The following is a 17708-nucleotide window of genomic DNA, read 5'->3' as shown; positions in this document are numbered from 1 at the left end:
AGTTCGAGGTAGGAGAGCCATGGCCACGCGGAAGAAGACACAGGCGGCGCAGACGGAGGCGGCGGCGGAGGAGACGCCCAAGAAGGCGGCCGCGAAGAAGCCGGCGGCCAAGAAGGCCGCCAAGAAGAAGACGGCTGCCAAGAAGGTCACCGCCAAGAAGAAGACGGCGGCCCGCCGCCGTGGCGCGGACGCCGACGAGCTCCCCACCGTGGACGCGGACGCGGACGCCGAAGAAGAAGTGCCCGAGCGCCGTGGCAAGGGCCCACACTATCTGGTGGTCGTGGAGTCGCCCGCCAAGGCGAAGACCATCAAGAAGTACCTGGGCTCCGGCTACACGGTGAAGGCCTCCGTGGGCCACGTGAAGGACCTGCCCAAGAGCAAGATTGGCGTCGACGTGGAGGACGACTTCAAGCCCGAGTACACGGTCATCAAGGGCAAGGAGAAGGTCCTCAACGAGCTGAAGAAGATGGCCAAGACGGTGGACCGCGTCTTCCTGGCGACGGACCCCGACCGCGAGGGCGAGGCCATCGCCTGGCACATCAAGGAGGAGCTGGGCCACCCGGACTCGCTCCGGGTGACGTTCAACGAGATCACCAAGCGCGCCGTGCAGGACGCCATCGCGCAGCCGCGTGAGCTCAACCAGGACAACTACGACTCGCAGCAGACCCGCCGCATCCTCGACCGGCTCGTCGGCTATCAAATCTCGCCGCTGCTCTGGAAGAAGATCCGCCGCGGCCTGTCCGCCGGCCGCGTGCAGTCCGTCGCGGTGCGCCTGATCGTCGAGCGCGAGGCGGAGATCAAGGCCTTCCAGCCGGAAGAGTACTGGACGCTGGACGCGCTGGTGCAGGGCCCGCAGGGGCCGCCGCCCTTCAAGGCGAAGCTGTCCCGCGTGGACGGCAAGAAGGTGGAGCTCAAGGACCGCGCCACCACGGACGGGCTCGTCGCGGAGCTGAAGGATGCCCCCTTCACCGTGACGAAGGTGGACCGCAAGGAGCGCCGCCGCAACGCGCCCGCGCCCTTCATCACCTCCAAGCTCCAGCAGGAGGCGGCGAACCGGCTGCACTTCACCGCCAAGAAGACGATGACGCTGGCGCAGAAGCTGTACGAAGGCGTGCCGCTGGGTGAGGAGGGCCAGACGGCGCTCATCACGTACATGCGTACGGACTCCACGCGCCTGTCCGACGACGCCGTGACGCAGGTGCGCGAGTTCATCGGGCAGAAGTACGGCGCGGACTACCTGCCGCCGGAGCCCATGGTCTACAAGAGCCGCAAGAGCGCCCAGGACGCGCACGAGGCCATCCGGCCCACGTCCCTGGAGTACCCGCCCGAGCGCGTGAAGGCCTTCTTCGAGGCCATGGACGAGCTGGACATGTTCCGGCTCTACGAGCTCATCTGGAACCGCTTCGTCGCGTGCCAGATGAAGCCCGCCGTCTATGATCAGACCAGCGCGGACATCACCGCGGGCCGCGCCACCTTCCGCGCGTCCGGCAGCACGCTGAAGTTCCCCGGCTACCTGGGCGTCTACGGCTCCGGCCTCACGCCGGAGGAAGAGGCCGCGGCGGAGAAGGCCAAGGCCGCCGGTGAAGAGGGCGCCGAGGACGTGGTGGGCGAGCTGCCCCCGCTCAACGAGGGCGAGGTCCTCACGCTGGACAAGCTGCTCAACGAGCAGCACTTCACCCAGCCCCCTCCGCGCTTCAGCGAGGCCACGCTGGTGAAGGAGCTGGAGGAGCGCGGCATCGGGCGTCCGTCCACGTACGCGGCCATCCTCTCCAACATCCAGGACAAGAAGTACGTGGAGAAGCTGGAGAGCCGCTTCCGTCCCACCGACCTGGGGCAGATGACCAACGAGCTGCTGGTGAAGCACTTCCCCCATGAGCTGGACGTGTCGTTCACGGCCAGCATGGAGGAGAAGCTGGACCAGATCTCCGACGGCGGCGCGTCCTGGAAGACGGTGCTGCACGACTTCTACGGCCCCTTCAAGGAGACCCTGGAGAAGGCCGAAGCGGAGATGCGCGACGTCAAGCGCGAGGAGATCAAGACCGACATCGCCTGCGAGAAGTGCGGCAACCCGTTCGTCATCAAGTTCGGGAAGATGGGCCACTTCCTCGCCTGCTCGAACTACCCCGACTGCAAGAACACCAAGGACTTCAAGCGGGACGCCGAGGGCAAGATCGTCATCGTGGAGGAGGAGACCACGGACGAGAAGTGCGAGAAGTGCGGCAAGCCCATGGTGATCAAGCGCGGCCGGTTCGGGCGCTTCATGGCGTGCTCGGGCTACCCGGACTGCAAGACGTCCAAGCCCATCTCCATTGGCGTCAACTGCCCGGAGTGCAAGGTGGGGTACCTCACCGAGCGCCGCAGCGGCCGCGGGAAGATCTTCTTCGGCTGCAACCGGTATCCAGAGTGCAAGTTCGCCGCGTGGGACCGGCCGCTCGCGGAGCAGTGCCCGCAGTGCGCGTCGCCCTACCTCCTGCAGAAGTTCTCCAAGCGGGACGGCGCCTACATCGCCTGCCCCAATAAGGAGTGCGACTACCGCCGCGAGGTGGTGGAGCCCGCCATTCCGGGGGCTTCCGCGGAAGGCGCGCCTGCTCCCACGCCCACCGTGGAAGCCTGACGGGAAAGCCCAGTCATTCCAGGGGGGTAGGCCCGGCCCCCTGGCTTGACACCCTCGCGGGCGAAGTCCTAGAAGTCCGGATTGCTCCCGGCCCACCAGCATGCCTCCTGCCCGTTTCGCGGCAGGGGTGCGCGCGGGGGCAGCGAAAGGACGCGGTCCGCGATGATTCCCTCCATGAATGAGTTGCTGCGTGTGGTGGTGGCCGAGGCCGCACCCGCCGCGGCGGGCCATGCCTCTTCGGGAGGCCTGGGGGACTTCATCGTCGGCGCCTTCAAGGCCGGCGGCCCGTTCATGTTCGTGAACCTGTTCTGGCTGGCCGCCTCGCTGGCGGTGATTGGCGAGCGCGCGGTGACGCTGCTCTACCGCTACCGCCTCAACGCGACGGCGTTCATCGAGCAGGTCCACAAGATGGTCCGCAGCGGCAACCTGGACCGCGCCGTGAAGTTCTGCGGCATGGCGCCGCGCTCGCCCCTGGCCCGCGTCATCCGCGCGGGGCTGATCAACGCGAACCGGGGTGAGCTGGAAGTGGCCAAGGCGGTGGAGGAGGCGCTGGCGGAGTACACGCCGCACGTGTCGCGCCGGGTGCAGTGGCTGTGGTCGCTCGCGAACATCGCGACGCTCGTGGGCCTCGTCGGCACCATCGTGGGCCTCATTGGCACCTTCCGCGCGCTGGGCAACGTGCCGGCGGAGCAGAAGCAGGCGCTGCTCTCCAACGGCATCTCGGAGGCCATGTACAACACGGGCTTCGGCCTCTCCATCGCGGTGCTCTGCATCGTGTCGCACCTGTTCTTCAGCAACTACGCCAAGAACATGGTGGAGCTGGTGGAGCTCAACGCGCTGAAGCTGGAGAACCTGCTGTCGCGCCGGGGCTCGCTGGAAGTCGTCCCCTCGGACTCCGACGTCCGCGCCGCGTCGTAACCGCGCCGCACGAGCCACGGACACGCCATGGCGTTCCACTACTCGCGCCGGAAGCTGAAGCCGAGGGAAGAGGAGGAGGCGGGCGAGCTGAACATCGTCCCGTACCTCGACATCCTCATGAACCTCATCATCTTCATGCTGCTGTCGATCACCGGCCTCACCGCCTTTGGCGCGCTCAACGTGAACGCGCCCAGCTACGGCGCCACCGCGGGGGCGGGCGGGGACGCGGACGCGCCCAAGCTGAACCTGTCCGTGCTGATCGCCAAGGACGGGCTCTTCATCCGGGGCAACAGCACGGAGATCCCCGTCACGGCGGACAAGGTCCCCACGTTGGCCCTGCGCGCGGACGGCACGCAGGACTTCGCCGCGCTGAACGCGCAGATGGTGAAGCTCAAGGCCGCCTTCCCGCAGGAGACGAAGGTCATCGTCGCGGCGGATCCGGACATCCCCTACGAGTCGCTGATCCAGACGATGGACGCCCTGCGTGAGACGACGGGCACCGTCGCCGAGCGCAAGCTGCTCTTCCCCGACGTCACCCTGGGCGTCCTCTAGCCATGGCCGAAACCGCGCCCCTGTCCGCCGAAGAAGCCGACCAGCTCGCGCGCATGCGCTACCGCCGGGCGCTCGCGCGCAAGAAGCGCAAGGAGCGCGAGGCCGCCAGCGAGGTGAAGGAGCTCAACATCACCGCGATGATGGACATGATGACCATCATCCTGGTGTTCCTCCTGAAGTCCTTCGCGTCGTCCTCCGCGGCCATCACCGCGTCGGAAGACGTGCGGCCGCCGGTCTCCTCCACGCGCGCCTCGCCCAAGGACACGGTGGCCATCACCATCACCCCCAAGAACATCCTCGTGGGGGACAAAGAGGTGGTGCGCCTGAAGGACGGCCGCATCCCGGAGGCCCAGCTTCAGGGGCGCTTGGTGGCGGGGCTGGACGCGCAGCTGAAGAAGGAAGTGGCGAAGCTGAGGTACATCGAGGCGCGCAACCCGGCGGCGCCCTTCACGCACGAGCTGTCGGTCATCGCGGACAAGATGGTCCCGTATGATCTGCTGCTCACGGTGCTCTACACGGCGGGCGAGAACGAGCTGCAGAACTACCGCTTCATCGTGCTCCAGCGCGACGCGGACTAGCCGCCGGACACACGACTCCCCCGCGCGGGATGGACGCACGGGGGAGCGCTGGAACGGTTTCGCTAGAGGGACAGGCTGCCCACGTGGCGCGCGGCCTCCCGCGTCTCCTGCTCGTGCACGGCGGCGTCCTCCTCGCAGCGGATGGCGAAGGGCATGGCCTCCAGCCGGTCCAGCGAGATTTCGTTGCCGCAGTCCACGCACTCACCGAACACGTCGTTGTCCATGCGGCTCAACGCGGCGTCGATGAGCATGATCTCCCGGCGCTGCGCTTCAATCAGCGTGCTGAGCGTGTAGTCCGCCAGCTCCGCTTGCGCCTGCTCCTCGTACTCGGGATCACGCTCCTGATCCTTCAGGGCGGCCAGCTCACGGCGGGCGCCCGCCTGCGCGGTCTCGGTCGTCCTGCGACGCTCCTGCAACAGGCCCCGGATCTTCAACAAGTCGTCGGCTCGGCTCATGGCTGCGTCACTCCCATCCCCAATTCGCGGTTGTAGGGCGCTCGCTCGAACGCTTCCCGTCCCGAGCGAAGACCGCGAGAAACCTAGGGTTGGATCCCAGGTGGGGAAACCTCACCTCCCATTCCGCACGCATGGCGGGACGCAGGGCAGGCGGGCGGACGTGAAAGGGCGTGGCCTCTCTGCTAACAGGGCCCTTTGGGGCCCCGGTACGAGGGGGCCCGGAGGCATGCATGTCGGACGTGAAGCAGCAGCGGGTGACGGTGATTGGCGGCGGCCTGGCGGGGACGGAGTGCGCGTATCAGCTGGCGCGGCGCGGCGTGCCGGTGGTGCTGCGGGAGATGAAGCCGCAGAAGCGCTCGCCGGCGCACAAGTCGGACACGCTCGCGGAGCTGGTGTGCAGCAACTCGCTGCGCTCGGACAACCCGGAGAGCGCCATTGGCCTCTTGCACGCGGAGCTGCGCGCGCTGGGGTCGCTGGTGCTGTCCAGCGCGGACCTGCACCGCGTGCCCGCGGGCGACGCGCTGGCGGTGGAGCGCGAGGGCTTCTCGCGCGAGATCACCACCCGGCTTACTTCCGGCGCGGGCGTGGAGCTGGTGGGCGGTGAGGTGGAGCGGCTGCCGGAGGAGGGCGTGGTGGTGGTGGCCACGGGGCCGCTGACGTCGGAGGCGCTCACGGCGGACCTGGAGCGCCACGTGGGCACGAAGCTCTACTTCTACGACTCCATCGCGCCCATCCTGTCGGGTGACTCCATCGACATGGACATCGCCTTCCGCCAGAGCCGCTACGGCAAGGGCGGCGGGGACGACTACCTCAACCTGCCCATGACGAAGGACGAGTACTACCGCTTCGTCCACGAGGTGAAGGCAGGTCAGAAGGTGGTGCCGCACAGCTTCGAGGAACCGAAATACTTCGAAGGGTGTCTGCCCATCGAGGTGATGGCCGAGCGCGGCGACGACACGCTGGCCTACGGGCCCATGAAGCCCGTGGGGCTGAAGGACCCTCGCACGGGGCAGGACCCGTACGCGGTGGTGCAGTTGCGCATGGAGGACCGGGCGGGCACGGCGTGGAACATGGTGGGCTTCCAGACGCGTCTGACCTGGGGTGAACAGAAGCGCATCTTCAGCACGTGCATCCCGGGCCTCCAGAATGCGGAGTTCCTGCGGATGGGGCAGATCCACCGCAACACGTTCATCGACTCGCCCCGCCTCCTGGCGGAGGACCTGTCGTTGAAGACGGAGCGGCGGGTGTTCTTCGCGGGACAGGTGACGGGCGTGGAGGGCTACGTGGAGAGCGCGGCGTGCGGCTACATGGTGGCGCTGGCGGTGCACGCGCGGCTGACGGGCACACCGTTCGTGCCGCCTCCGGCCACGACGGCGCTGGGGTCGCTGTACCGGCACCTCACCGGGGAGGCGCACCCGCCGGATCATCCGCACCAGCCCACCAACGTCATCTACGGCCTGTTCCCGCCGCTGTCCGGGCGGATGAAGAAGGCGGACAAGCGCGCGGCCTACTCGGCGCGGGCGAAGCAGGACCTGGCGGCCTGGCTGCCACTCGCGGGCGTTGTCGCCCAGACGGAAGGACAGACGAGCGCATGAAGCGAACCGGGATGGTGGGCCTGGTGGCCCTGCTGGCGGTGTCAGGGTGCAAGAAGAGCGAGGACAATGCCGCGCCCTCCCAGCGCAGCGCCGCGCAGGGGGACACGGTCCGCAGCGCGGCGAAGGGCACCGCAGTAGTGGGCGGGCAGGGGCAGTTGCTCGTGCCGGGGCGCGCGGCGGACCTGCGGCTGTCGCCGGACGGGCAGTACGCCTCGTTCCTGCTCAATGGGCAGAAGCCCCGGCTGGACGGCATCCCGCCGCAGATGCTGGTGGGCTCGCTGTACGTCGTGCCGGTGACGGGCGGCAACGTGCGCGCGCTGGGCGACGGCGTGACGAACGTGCCGGGCAGCCTGCTGTTCACCCAGGACTCGAAGCACCTGTTGTACGTGACGGGCTACAACCCGGCTTCGCAGTCCGGTGAGTTGAACGTGCTGGCGCTCGCGGACATGGCCGCGGCGCCGGTGAAGCTGGGCACGGCGGTGAGCTACCTGTTGCCGTCCCCGGACGGCGTGCACGTGGCCTTCGTGGACGCGGGCACGCTGAAGCTGGGCAAGCTGCCGCAGGGGCCGTTCCAGGACGTGGCGGGCGAGGTGAGCACCGCGCAGTTCACCCCGGACGGCAAGACGCTGTTCTTCAAGCGCCGGCTGTCCGCCGCGGGCGGCCTGGCGGCGGTGACGGTGGGCTCCACGGAGGCGCCGCGCAAGCTGGCGGATCAGGTGGGCGACTACCAGGTGTCCTCGGACGGCAAGCACGTGGCCTACCAGGTGCGCAGCGAGGCCGTGCGCGGGATGTATGACCTGTACCTCGCGGACGTGCCCGCGCTGAAGGGCACGAAGCTGGCCACGGGCTCGAAGAACTTCAGCTTCTCTCCGGATGGCCAGTGGCTGGCGCGCACGGAGAACGGCAAGCCGGAGCAGCTGGGCGACCTGTACGTGGGCCCGGCGTCCGGAGGCGCGGGGCGCAAGCTGGGCGAGGCCGTGGAGGAGCTGGCGTTCGCGCCGGACTCCAAGGCGGTGGGCTTCCTGGAGAAGTACGACCAGCCGTCGCGCGCGGGAGGCCTGGCCGTGGCGTCGCTGCCGGACGGCGCGCCCAAGCGCGTGGGGGACCGCGTGCCCAACTTCGTGTGGGGCTCGGACAGCCGCTACGTGGCGTTCCTGTCGCGCTTCCTGAAGCCGGTGTTCTCCGTGGACCTGATGCTGTACGCGCTGGGCCAGGAGAAGGCGGAGAAGGTTCAGCCGGGCGTGTTCGGCTACGGCTTCGCGCCCAACAACGCCGCGGTGGTGTTCCGCACCAACTGCATCCGCAACGGCCGCGCGTGCGACTTCAAGGCCGTGGACCTGAACGAGAAGCAGGCCGAGGCGAAGACGTGGCTGCAGGGCATCTTCAGCTACAAGATTTCGGAGGACGGGGCCCGCGTGCTCGCGACGTACGCGCGCATGGACTCGGACACCTACGACGTGGCCGTCTACGACGTGAAGTCGGGGGCGCGCAAGACGCTCGACCAGGGCGTGCAGGTGCCCGTGTACTTCGCGGGCAAGGATGACACCCGGGCCGTCTACATCATCGGCCAGGGGCAGAACCCCGGCGTGTACAGCGCCGTCGCCACCGCGCAGTAGCGGGGGACCCGGGAAGGGAGGCCATCCGGGCCTTCCTTTCCGGGCGCGGCGTGATGTTGAGACGTGCACACCCGGACGGGGTGTGCTGTCTTCGCACGCCGCATGGCACAGCTCGTCTATCGCCGCTACGGCGGCTCGCTCCAGGTCGACATCCCTGACTTCAACACCCTCACCGAGGCGGTGAGGATCCCCGCGACGCAGTGGATGGCGCTCGCCTGCCCCATGGAGGGCATCGCGTGTGATCCGCGCTTCCTCGCGCTGATGGACGCGGACGGCAACCGCCGCATCCGCGTGGAGGAATTGCGCGCCGCGGTGGACTGGACGGCGGCGCGGCTCCAGGACCGCAAGGGCGCGGACGCGGGCAGTGACGTGCTGGAGCTCTCCGCGCTCTCCGAGACGGCATCCAACCTCAAGGGCGCGGCGGAGCTGGTGCTGCGCACGCTCAACGCGCCGGACACCACGAAGCTGTCGTTGGAGCAGCTGCGCACCAGCGACAAGGCGCTGCGCGACGCGGGCAAGAACGGCGACGGCATCATCGCGCCGGTGTCGCTGCCGGAGCGGCTGCGGCCCCTGGCGCAGTCCATCATCGCGGCCTTCCCGCAGGTGACGAACCGCGCGGGCCTGGCGGGCGTGGACGTGGGCCTGGTGAAGCGCTTCCGCGAGGAGCGCACGGCCCTGCTCGCGCACCTGGGCGGCAAGGACGCGGTGTTCACCTGGGGCACGGCGAGCCTGGAGCCGGCGAAGCGCGTGCACGACGTGGCGCCGCTCCTGGACGGCTACTTCGTGCAGTGCCGGCTGGTGGCCGCGCAGCCGGAGGCCGCCGCCAGCCTGCGCCTGCGCGCGGACCGGGTGGAGGGCGCGCTGGGGGACCTGGGCGCCATGGGCAAGGCCGCGAACGAGCTGCCCATCGCGCCGCCGGATCCGTCCGGCGTGCTGGTGTGGGCGCGGCTGTACCGCGGCGCCGGCTACGAGAAGCTGGAGGCCTTCCACCAGGAGGTGGCGACGCCGCTGTTGGGCGACGGCGTGAAGCTGACGGACACGGCCTGGCGCGAGCTGTCCGCGAAGGCGGAGGCCATCCTCGGCTGGCAGGCCAAGCGCGACGCGAGCCCGCTGCACGCGGTGGCGGACACGCTGGGCGCGGTGTCGGACGAGGAGCTGGACGCGCTGGAGTCGGTGAGCCGCGAGGACCTGTCGCTCAAGCCCACGCTGGACGTCATCGCGGAGCTGGAGCGGCTGGTGCTGTACCAGCGCTGGCTGCTGCAGTTCGCCAACAACTTCATCAGCATGCCCAACCTGTACCTGCCCAAGCGGCGGGCGCTGATGGAGCGGGGCACGCTCATCCTCGCGGGGCGCAAGTACACGCTGTCCGTGCTGGTGACGGACCGCGCGGCGCACGCGGCGCTGACGGGGCAGGGGACCACCTGCATCCTCTACGTGAAGGTGCTGCCCCGCGACGCGGCGGAAGCCTACGAGGTGGCGGTGCCCGTCACCTCCGGCCGCAGCACGGAGCTCGTCGTGGGCAAGCGCGGCGTGTTCTACGACGTGGACGGCAAGGAGAGCGACGCCATCGTCACGCAGGTCATCCGCCAGCCCGTGTCGCTCTGGGAGTCGATGACCATGCCGTTCATGCGCATCGGCGCGTTCATCACCAGCAAGGTGGAGGGGCTGGCCGCGTCCAGTGAGAAGGACTTCGATGCGTCGCTGGAGTCCGGCTACAAGCAGACGGTGACCGCGCCTCCGCCCACCGCGGCTCCGGCTCCGGCGGCTGCCGCTGCGCCCGCGGCGGCTCCGGCGGGCGGCGGCATCGCGGGCGTGCTCGCGGCGGGCGGCATCGCGTTCGCGGCGCTGGGCTCCTCGCTGGCGTTCATCCTCACGCAGGTGAAGTCCCTCACGCTGGTGGATGTCATTACCGCGGCAACCATCCTGCTCATCGTGGTGATGGCCCCCGCGGGCCTGCTCGGGTGGCTGAAGCTGCGCAGGCGCAACCTGGCGCTGCTGCTGGAGGGCTCCGGCTGGGCGCTCAACGACCGGCTGATGCTCACGCGCGGCGTGGCGACGCTCATCACCCGCAAGCCCAAGCTGCCGAGCAACGCGCGCGTGGATCACGTGGACCTGGTGCGCGGGGCGCTGCGCCACACGCAGGACGACGACGAGGCCGAGAGCATGTCCCTGGGCGCCCGCCTGGGGCTCACGCTGCTCATCCTCTTCGTGCTGGGCTGGCAGGTGCGCGTGCCCGTCACGGAATGGCTGTGCACGTACCACTGGCTGTCCGAGGATGCCTGCCGCGTGCTCCTGCCCAAGCTGGTGCCCTCCGAGCTGCCGGGCGCGCCCGCTCCCTCGGGGACCGCGCCCGCGGCCGCACCCGCTCCGGCGCCCGCGAAGTAGGAAAGGAGACAGGGATGGCCACGCGCAACGTCGAAGTCGACGGGTTCATGGCGGAGCTCGAGCATCCGCTGAAGGCGGAGATTCAAGCCGTGCGCATGGCCATCCTGGACTCGGACGACAGCATCACCGAGCGCATCAAGTGGAAGGCCCCCAGCTTCGTGCACTCGGGTGATGACCGCGTGACGTTCCGCCTGGTCCCCAAGGGCATCTTCCAGGTCATCCTCCACCGGGGCGCGAAGGTGAAGGACGCGAAGGGCTTCGTCTTCGAGGACGACTCCGGGCTGGTGGAGTGGCTGGCGAAGGACCGGGGCGTGGTGGCGCTGCCGGACGCGAAGACGGTGAAAGCGAAGAAGGCCGCTCTGGTTAAGCTCGTGGGCCGCTGGATGAAAGCGACCGCGACCTGAGCGCCTGTCGCAGGGTGAGGGAGCGGACAGCCGCGCGGTTTTTGTGGGTCGCGGCCGGGCGGTCTTGTTAAACCCCCGGTCATGTTCCACGGAACCACCATCCTCTGCGTCCGCCGCGAAGGGAAGGTCGTCATCGCGGGCGACGGCCAGGTCAGCCTCGACAAGACCATCATGAAGAACACGGCGCGCAAGGTGCGCAAGCTCGGCGAGGGCCAGGTGCTCGCCGGCTTCGCGGGCAGCACCGCGGACGCCTTCACCCTCTTCGAGCGCTTCGAGGGCAAGCTCAAGGAGCACCAGAAGAACCTGGCGCGCGCCTGCGTGGAGCTGGGCAAGGACTGGCGCACCGACCGCTTCCTCCGCCGCCTGGAAGCGCTGCTCATCGTCGCGGACAAGGAGAAGACCTTCATCCTGTCCGGCGCGGGCGACGTCATCGAACCGGACCACGGCATCGCCGCCGTGGGCAGCGGGGGCCACTACGCCCTGGCCGCCGCGCGCGCCCTCCAGGCGCACTCCAACCTGTCCGCCCGCGACATCTGCACGCAGGCCATGGCCATCGCCGCGGACATCTGCGTCTACACCAACGCCAACGTCTCCTACGAAGAGCTCTGAGAGGACCGCCCCGTGGCCGAATCGCGCAAGTTGTCCGCCTTCACGCCTCGCGAGGTCGTCAGCGAGCTGGACCGTTACATCGTCGGGCAGAACGACGCCAAGCGCGCCGTCGCCATCGCGCTGCGCAACCGGTGGCGCCGCCAGCAGGTGCCGGACGACCTGCGGGATGAGATCTACCCGAAGAACATCATCATGATCGGCCCCACCGGCGTGGGGAAGACGGAGATCGCCCGCCGCCTGGCGAAGCTGTCCCAGGCCCCTTTCGTCAAGGTGGAGGCCAGCAAGTTCACCGAAGTGGGCTACGTGGGCCGCGACGTCGAGTCGATGATCCGCGACCTCGTGGAGGCCGCCATCGCGCTGGTCCGCGAGGAGGAGACGGAGAAGGTCAAGCCGCGCGCGGAGGAGCTGGCCGAGGACCGGCTGATGGAGCTCATCAAGAACGGCGGGCAGGCGCGCACCACGTCCTCGCCGCCCTTCGGCTTCGCGCCTCCGCCCACCCCCGCGCCCACGCCGCTGGGCGAAAACGAGCGGGAGAAGCTGCGCGCCCAGCTGCGCGCGGGCACGCTGGATGATCAGACCGTGGAGGTGGAGACCAGCGAGAGCTCCCCCACGTTCATGCGCAACTTCAGCGGCCAGGGCATGGAGGAGATCGGTGTCAACCTCCAGGACCTGTTCAAGAACATGCCGGGCATGAAGAACACCCGGAAGCGCAAGCTGCGCGTGCCAGAGGCGCTCCAGGTGCTGCGCGCGGAAGAGGCGCAGAAGCTGGTGGATCCGGACCGCGTCCAGCGCGAGGCCGTGGCGCGCGCCGAGTCCAGCGGCATCGTCTTCATCGACGAGATCGACAAGATCGCCAGCCGCGAGGGCGGCAAGGGTGGCGGGGTCCCGGACGTCTCGCGCGAGGGCGTGCAGCGCGACATCCTGCCCATCGTGGAGGGCTCGGCCGTCAACACCAAGTACGGCCAGGTGAAGACGGACCACATGCTCTTCATCGCCGCGGGCGCGTTCCACGTCTCCAAGCCGGCGGACCTCATCCCGGAGCTCCAGGGCCGCTTCCCCATCCGCGTGGAGCTGGAGGCGCTGTCCGGCGACGACCTGGTGCGCATCCTTCGCGAGCCCAAGAACTCGCTCATGCGCCAGTACACCGCGCTGCTCGGCACGGAAGGCGTGCGCCTGTCCTTCACGGACGACGCGGTGGCGGAGATCGCCCGCATCGCCCAGCAGGCCAACGAGCGCACGCAGAACATCGGCGCCCGGCGGCTGCACACCGTGCTGGAGCGCCTGCTGGACGAGGTGTCGTTCACGGCCAGCGAAATGGGCCCACGCGACTTCCAGGTGGACGCCGCCTACGTGCGCGAGCGCCTGGCCCCCATCGTCCAGGACGAGGACTTGTCGCGCTACATCCTCTAGCGCGCTAGGGTCCGCGCGTCGTCCCACCGCGTCATCAGGAAGAGAGAGGTACCCCACCTTGCAAACGCCGTCCCCCGCATCCGCCCCTGGTAACGAGCACCTCATCCAGAAGGCGAAGCAGCACCTGCTGCAGAACTACAAGCAGCAACCCATTGCCCTCGTCCGCGGGCAGGGCACGCGGGTGTGGGACGCGGATGGCAAGGCGTACCTGGACTGCATCGGCGGCATCGCCGTGTGCGCGCTGGGCCACTGCCACCCGGAGGTGGTCGCGGCGGCGAAGGCGCAGCTGGAGACGCTGTGGCACGTCTCCAACGTCTTCTACTCGCAGCCGCAGATCGACCTGGCCGCGCAGCTCACCGACTGGGCGGGGCTGCCGCGCGCGTTCTTCTGCAACTCCGGCGCGGAGGCCAACGAGGCCCTCATCAAGCTGACCCGCAAGGTGATGAAGGACCGGGGCACGCCGGAGCGCTTCGAGATCCTCTCCTTCGAGAAGGGCTTCCACGGCCGCACGCTGGCCACCGTCACCGCCACCGGCCAGCCGAAGTACCACGCCGGCTTCGAGCCGCTGCCCCAGGGCTTCCGGCACCTGCCGTTCGGCGACCTGGAGGGGGTGCGCAACGCCGTGGGGCCGTCCACCGCCGCCATCCTGGTGGAGCCCATCCAGGGCGAGGGCGGCGTGCGCATGGCGCCCCCGGGCTTCTTCCAGGGCCTGCGCGCCCTCTGTGACGAGAAGGGCCTGCTGCTGCTCGTGGACGAGGTCCAGACGGGCATGGGCCGCACCGGCCAGCCCTTCGGCTTCATGCACCACGGCATCCGGCCGGACGCCATCAGCATCGCCAAGGCGCTGGGCAACGGGCTGCCCATGGGCGCCATGCTCTGCCGCGAGGAGCTGGCCGGCAGCCTCTCCGCGGGCACCCACGGCTCCACCTTCGGCGGCAACCTGGTGTCCGCCGCCGCGGGCAACGTGGTCATCCGCCTGATGCGCCAGCCCGGCTTCCTGGAGGAGGTGCGGGCCAAGGGGGAGCACTTCCTCGCCGGCGCCAGGGCGCTCCAGGCCGCGCTGCCGGAGGGCCGCATCAAGGCCGTGCGCGGGCAGGGGCTGCTGCTGGGCGTGGAGCTGGACCGGGAGGTCGCCCCCGTCATCGCGAAGCTGCGCGAGAACGGCCTTCTGGTGAATTCCGCCGGGGAGGTGACGCTCCGGTTCGCCCCGCCCCTCATCATCACGCGGAACGAACTGGACGAAGCGCTGGGCATCCTCCAGCGTGTCCTCTCCACGCTGTAGAAGGGGGAGCGGTTTGACGGTCCCGGGAGGTTTGACGCCCTGCTTCCCGGACACCTACACTTGGGGATTCGCCAGCCCGCGGAACTGACACCTTGAGCGCGCCCAACCCCATCGTCGGCCTGGGGGGCAGGACCGACCACATCGCCACGGTGCCCCACCTGGACCCCGCCCGTCTCCAGCTCAGCCCGGAAGAGGGCTCCGTGCTGGCGCTGGTGGGCCGCGTCGAGCGCATCGACGCCGTGCTGTCCCGCTCCTCGCTGGGCGAGGCGCGCACCATCGCCGTGCTGCTCGCGCTGCGGGCCAAGGGCGCCATCGTGCCCGCACGGGTGGTGCAGCGCGCCGCGCCCGCCGCCCCGGCGGTGGACGCCGCCATGGCGGAGGAGGTGGACCTGGAGCCCGACCAGAAGCGCGACATCATCCAGATGGACCGCTCGCTGGACGGGATGGACCACCACGCGGTGCTGGGCGTGGCCCGGGGCGCCAGCCCCCAGGAGGTGAAGCAGGCGTATTACAACGCCTCCCGCCGCTTCCACCCGGACCGCTACTTCGGCAAGAACCTGGGCAGTTTCCGCGCCCGGCTGGAGCGCATCTTCAAGCGCCTCACGGACGCCCACAACGCCCTCAGCCGCCAGGAGCCGCCGCGCGCCCCCGCGACGCCGCCCCCGGCCCCGCCCGCTCGCGTTCCGACGACGCCTCCTCCGGCCGCCGCGCCCCCGCGCACGGTGTCCGGCAGCGGCTTCGCGGCGGTGCCGCCCCCCGCCGCTTCGGGTGCGCGCCCGCCCTCGGGGTCCTTCGCCACGGTGCCGCCTCCCGCCGCGCCGCCCCCGGAGGACGCGGAGTCGGAGGCCCGCCGCGCCGAGCGCCAAGCCCGCTTCGCCCGCCACCCGTACATGGCGCGCAGCCACAAGCTCACGGAGCTCATCGCCCGGGGCAAGGCGGCCACCGCGCGCGGGGACTTCGAGCGGGCCTACCAGGACTTCAACCACGTGCTGGGCCTGGACCCGAAGAACCGCGAGGTCGCGCAGTTGCTGGTGGAGGCGCGCCGCAAGCACGACCTGGCGCGCGCGCAGGCGGAGGTGGACCGCGGCCAGGAGCTGGAGATGCGCGGCGACTTCGCTGGCGCGCAGGCCGCGTACAAGCTGGCCGTGTCTCTCAACGGGGACAACCCGGAGGCGGCCTTCCAGGCGGCGCGCGTGGGGCGGGAGCTGGCGCAGGACGCGCAGGAGGTGCTGAAGCTCGCGCAGCGCGCGGTGGAGCTGAAGCCGGGGCGCGCGGACTACCAGTTGCTGCTGGCTCAGGTGCTCCTGGTGGCGGGGCAGAAGAAGCAGGCCAAGCACCACTTCGAGGAGGTCGTGCGCCTGGACCCCGACAACGCCGACGCTCGCGCTGGCCTCAAGAAGCTGCGCTGGACGTTCACGTGATGAGGTGCATGCGTCCCCATGGCTGCTGAGCCCGAACCGCTGATTGGCATCGACCTGGGGACGACGAACAGCCTCGTCGCCACGGTGCAGGACGGTCAGCCCATCATCATCAAGAACCGCACCGGACAGCCCCTCACGCCGTCCGTGGTGGCGGTGTCGAAGAACGGCAAGCGGCTGGTGGGAGGCATCGCCAAGCGGCAGGCCATCACCAACCCGCAGGAGACGGTGTCCGCGGCCAAGCGCCTCATCGGCCGCAAGTTCTCCTCGCACCCGGTGCAGGACGCGCTGCGCGCGCTCACGTACCAGGTGGTGTGCGGCGCGCACGACGACGTGCGCATCCGGCTGGCGGGCCGGGACCTCGCCGTGCCGGAGGTCAGCGCCATGATTCTGGCGGAGCTGAAGGCGGACGCGGAGGCGCACTTCGGCCGGCCCGTCACCCAGGCCGTCATCACCGTGCCGGCCTACTTCAACGACGGACAGCGCCAGGCCACCAAGGACGCGGGCCGCATCGCGGGACTGGACGTCCTGCGCATCATCAACGAGCCCACCGCGGCGGCGCTGGCCTACGGCTTCGGCCGCACGGTGAACGGCAAGGTCGCCGTGCTGGACGTGGGTGGCGGCACCTTCGACGTGTCGGTGCTGGAGATCAACAACGGCGTCTTCGACGTCGTGGCCACCGGCGGCGATACCTTCCTCGGCGGCGAGGACTGGGACCACCGCATCATCGAGTGGATGGTGTTCGGCTTCGCCAAGGAACACGGCATCGACCTGCGCAAGGACCGCATGGCGCTGCAGCGGCTGAAGGACGCCGCGGAGAAGGCGAAGGTGGAGCTGTCGTCGGTGAAGGAGACGCAGGTGCACCTGCCCTTCATCTGCACGCCGCCGGGCGGAGGCGCCGCGCTGCATCTTCAGTCCACGCTCACCCGCGAGAAGCTGGAGGAGCTCACGGCGGACCTGGGCGAGCGCCTGGTGGGCATCACCTCGGAAGTGCTGGGTGAGGCGAAGGTGCGCCCCTCGGACCTGAAAGAGGTCATCCTCGTGGGGGGCATGTCGCGCATGCCCCGCATCGTGGAGCAGGTGCGCCAGTACTTCCGCCGCGAGCCCTGCAAGGGCGTGCACGCGGAGGAGGTCGTGGCCCTGGGCGCCGCCATCCAGGCGCACGCGCTGGTGGGCCACGAGAGCGAGCTGCTGCTGCTGGACGTCACGCCGCAGAGCATGGGCGTGGCCATCGCGGGCGGCTACGTGCGGCGGCTGATTCCGCGCAACACCACCGTGCCCACGTCCGCCACGGAGGTGTTCGCCACCTCCAAGGACTTCCAGCGCACGGTGAAGATCATGGTGCTCCAGGGCGAGCACGAGCTCGCGCACCACAACGAGCTCTTGGGCGAGTTCCTCCTCACCGGCCTGCGCGAGGCGCCGCGCGGGCAGGTGGAGATTGAAGTGACGTTCGACATCAACGCGGAGGGCATCGTGTCCGTGTCCGCGCGCGACCGCGACACGGGCCTGCGCCAGTCCATCACCGTCACCGCGTCCAGCGGCCTGACGGAGGACGAGCTGCGCCGCATCATGGACGAACAGCGCGACTGGCTGGTGGCGGCGCGCAACACGGAGGAGCTGAAGGCCAAGCGCGTGGAGCTGGACATCCTCGCCCGCGACCTGGTGGACGCGCTCTCCCGCGTGCGGCTCATGCCCGGGGCCGGAGGCCTGTCGCCGGACGTCGTCGCGCGCGCGGAGGCCGCCCTGGATTCCGCGCGTCAGGCGCGCGGCGCGGACGACGTGGGTGTGCTCACCCGGGCCTGCGAGGCCCTGGCCCAGAGCCTGCCGCTCTTGCGCTCGGCGGGCCCGCGCGGAACGCCGGGGAGGTAGCCC

General features: G+C 69.8%; 14 protein-coding genes. 13 read left to right on the top strand and 1 reads right to left on the bottom strand.

The genetic code is table 11. The annotated features are described in order from the left end of the window. The first annotated feature begins 19 nt into the window (after window positions 1-19). The 4 genes from topA to ACX114_RS25270 all read left to right on the top strand — a co-directional run bounded on the left by topA (window position 20) and on the right by ACX114_RS25270 (window position 4662). A complete protein-coding gene (topA, locus tag ACX114_RS25285) occupies window positions 20-2614 on the top strand; it encodes a type I DNA topoisomerase (RefSeq protein WP_459288574.1) in 2595 nt (864 codons plus the stop codon). Between the two features lie 174 nt (window positions 2615-2788). Further along, the gene (locus ACX114_RS25280) at window positions 2789-3532 is read left to right on the top strand and encodes a MotA/TolQ/ExbB proton channel family protein (protein WP_459288572.1); all 744 of its coding nucleotides are present in this window, start codon (window positions 2789-2791) and stop codon (window positions 3530-3532) included. Window positions 3533-3559: 27 nt separating this feature from the next. Continuing rightward, window positions 3560-4084 (top strand): ExbD/TolR family protein, encoded by a 525-nt coding sequence (locus ACX114_RS25275; protein ID WP_459288570.1) that lies wholly within the window; start codon window positions 3560-3562, stop codon window positions 4082-4084. 2 nt (window positions 4085-4086) lie between these two features. Then, complete coding sequence (locus ACX114_RS25270; RefSeq protein WP_459288568.1) at window positions 4087-4662, top strand: ExbD/TolR family protein; 576 nt, start codon at window positions 4087-4089, stop codon at window positions 4660-4662. Window positions 4663-4724: 62 nt separating this feature from the next. Here ACX114_RS25270 and ACX114_RS25265 read toward each other — a convergent pair whose 3' ends face one another. Further along, entirely contained in the window at window positions 4725-5117 is a 393-nt protein-coding gene (locus tag ACX114_RS25265; RefSeq protein WP_223742229.1) for a TraR/DksA family transcriptional regulator, read from the bottom strand. 230 nt (window positions 5118-5347) lie between these two features. Between ACX114_RS25265 and trmFO the strand changes: the two genes are divergently transcribed. The 9 genes from trmFO (at window position 5348) to dnaK (ending at window position 17705) form a co-directional block, all read left to right on the top strand. Then, window positions 5348-6712, top strand: a complete 1365-nt coding sequence (gene trmFO, locus ACX114_RS25260) for a methylenetetrahydrofolate--tRNA-(uracil(54)-C(5))-methyltransferase (FADH(2)-oxidizing) TrmFO (RefSeq protein WP_459288566.1) — start codon at window positions 5348-5350, stop codon at window positions 6710-6712. Continuing rightward, entirely contained in the window at window positions 6709-8328 is a 1620-nt protein-coding gene (locus tag ACX114_RS25255) for a gliding motility protein (protein ID WP_459288564.1), read from the top strand. The genes trmFO and ACX114_RS25255 overlap by 4 nt, the downstream gene beginning before the upstream one ends. A gap of 102 nt (window positions 8329-8430) precedes the next feature. Further along, on the top strand, window positions 8431-10713 hold the full coding sequence (locus tag ACX114_RS25250) for a kinesin (protein WP_459288562.1): 2283 nt from the start codon (window positions 8431-8433) through the stop codon (window positions 10711-10713). A 14-nt stretch (window positions 10714-10727) separates the two neighbouring features. Next, window positions 10728-11117 (top strand): DUF1801 domain-containing protein, encoded by a 390-nt coding sequence (locus tag ACX114_RS25245; RefSeq protein ID WP_459288560.1) that lies wholly within the window; start codon window positions 10728-10730, stop codon window positions 11115-11117. Between the two features lie 81 nt (window positions 11118-11198). Continuing rightward, a complete protein-coding gene (gene hslV, locus ACX114_RS25240; RefSeq protein WP_459288558.1) occupies window positions 11199-11726 on the top strand; it encodes an ATP-dependent protease subunit HslV in 528 nt (175 codons plus the stop codon). Between the two features lie 12 nt (window positions 11727-11738). Beyond that, complete coding sequence (gene hslU, locus ACX114_RS25235) at window positions 11739-13136, top strand: ATP-dependent protease ATPase subunit HslU (RefSeq protein ID WP_459288556.1); 1398 nt, start codon at window positions 11739-11741, stop codon at window positions 13134-13136. 58 nt (window positions 13137-13194) lie between these two features. Further along, entirely contained in the window at window positions 13195-14418 is a 1224-nt protein-coding gene (locus ACX114_RS25230) for an aspartate aminotransferase family protein (RefSeq protein WP_459288554.1), read from the top strand. 92 nt (window positions 14419-14510) lie between these two features. Further along, window positions 14511-15839 (top strand): tetratricopeptide repeat protein, encoded by a 1329-nt coding sequence (locus ACX114_RS25225; protein ID WP_459288552.1) that lies wholly within the window; start codon window positions 14511-14513, stop codon window positions 15837-15839. Between the two features lie 18 nt (window positions 15840-15857). Then, a complete protein-coding gene (dnaK, locus tag ACX114_RS25220) occupies window positions 15858-17705 on the top strand; it encodes a molecular chaperone DnaK (protein ID WP_459288550.1) in 1848 nt (615 codons plus the stop codon). Window positions 17706-17708 lie beyond the last annotated feature (3 nt).

Source organism: Corallococcus sp. M7, from assembly GCF_054512695.1.
This window is presented reverse-complemented; position numbering and strand designations above follow the sequence as displayed.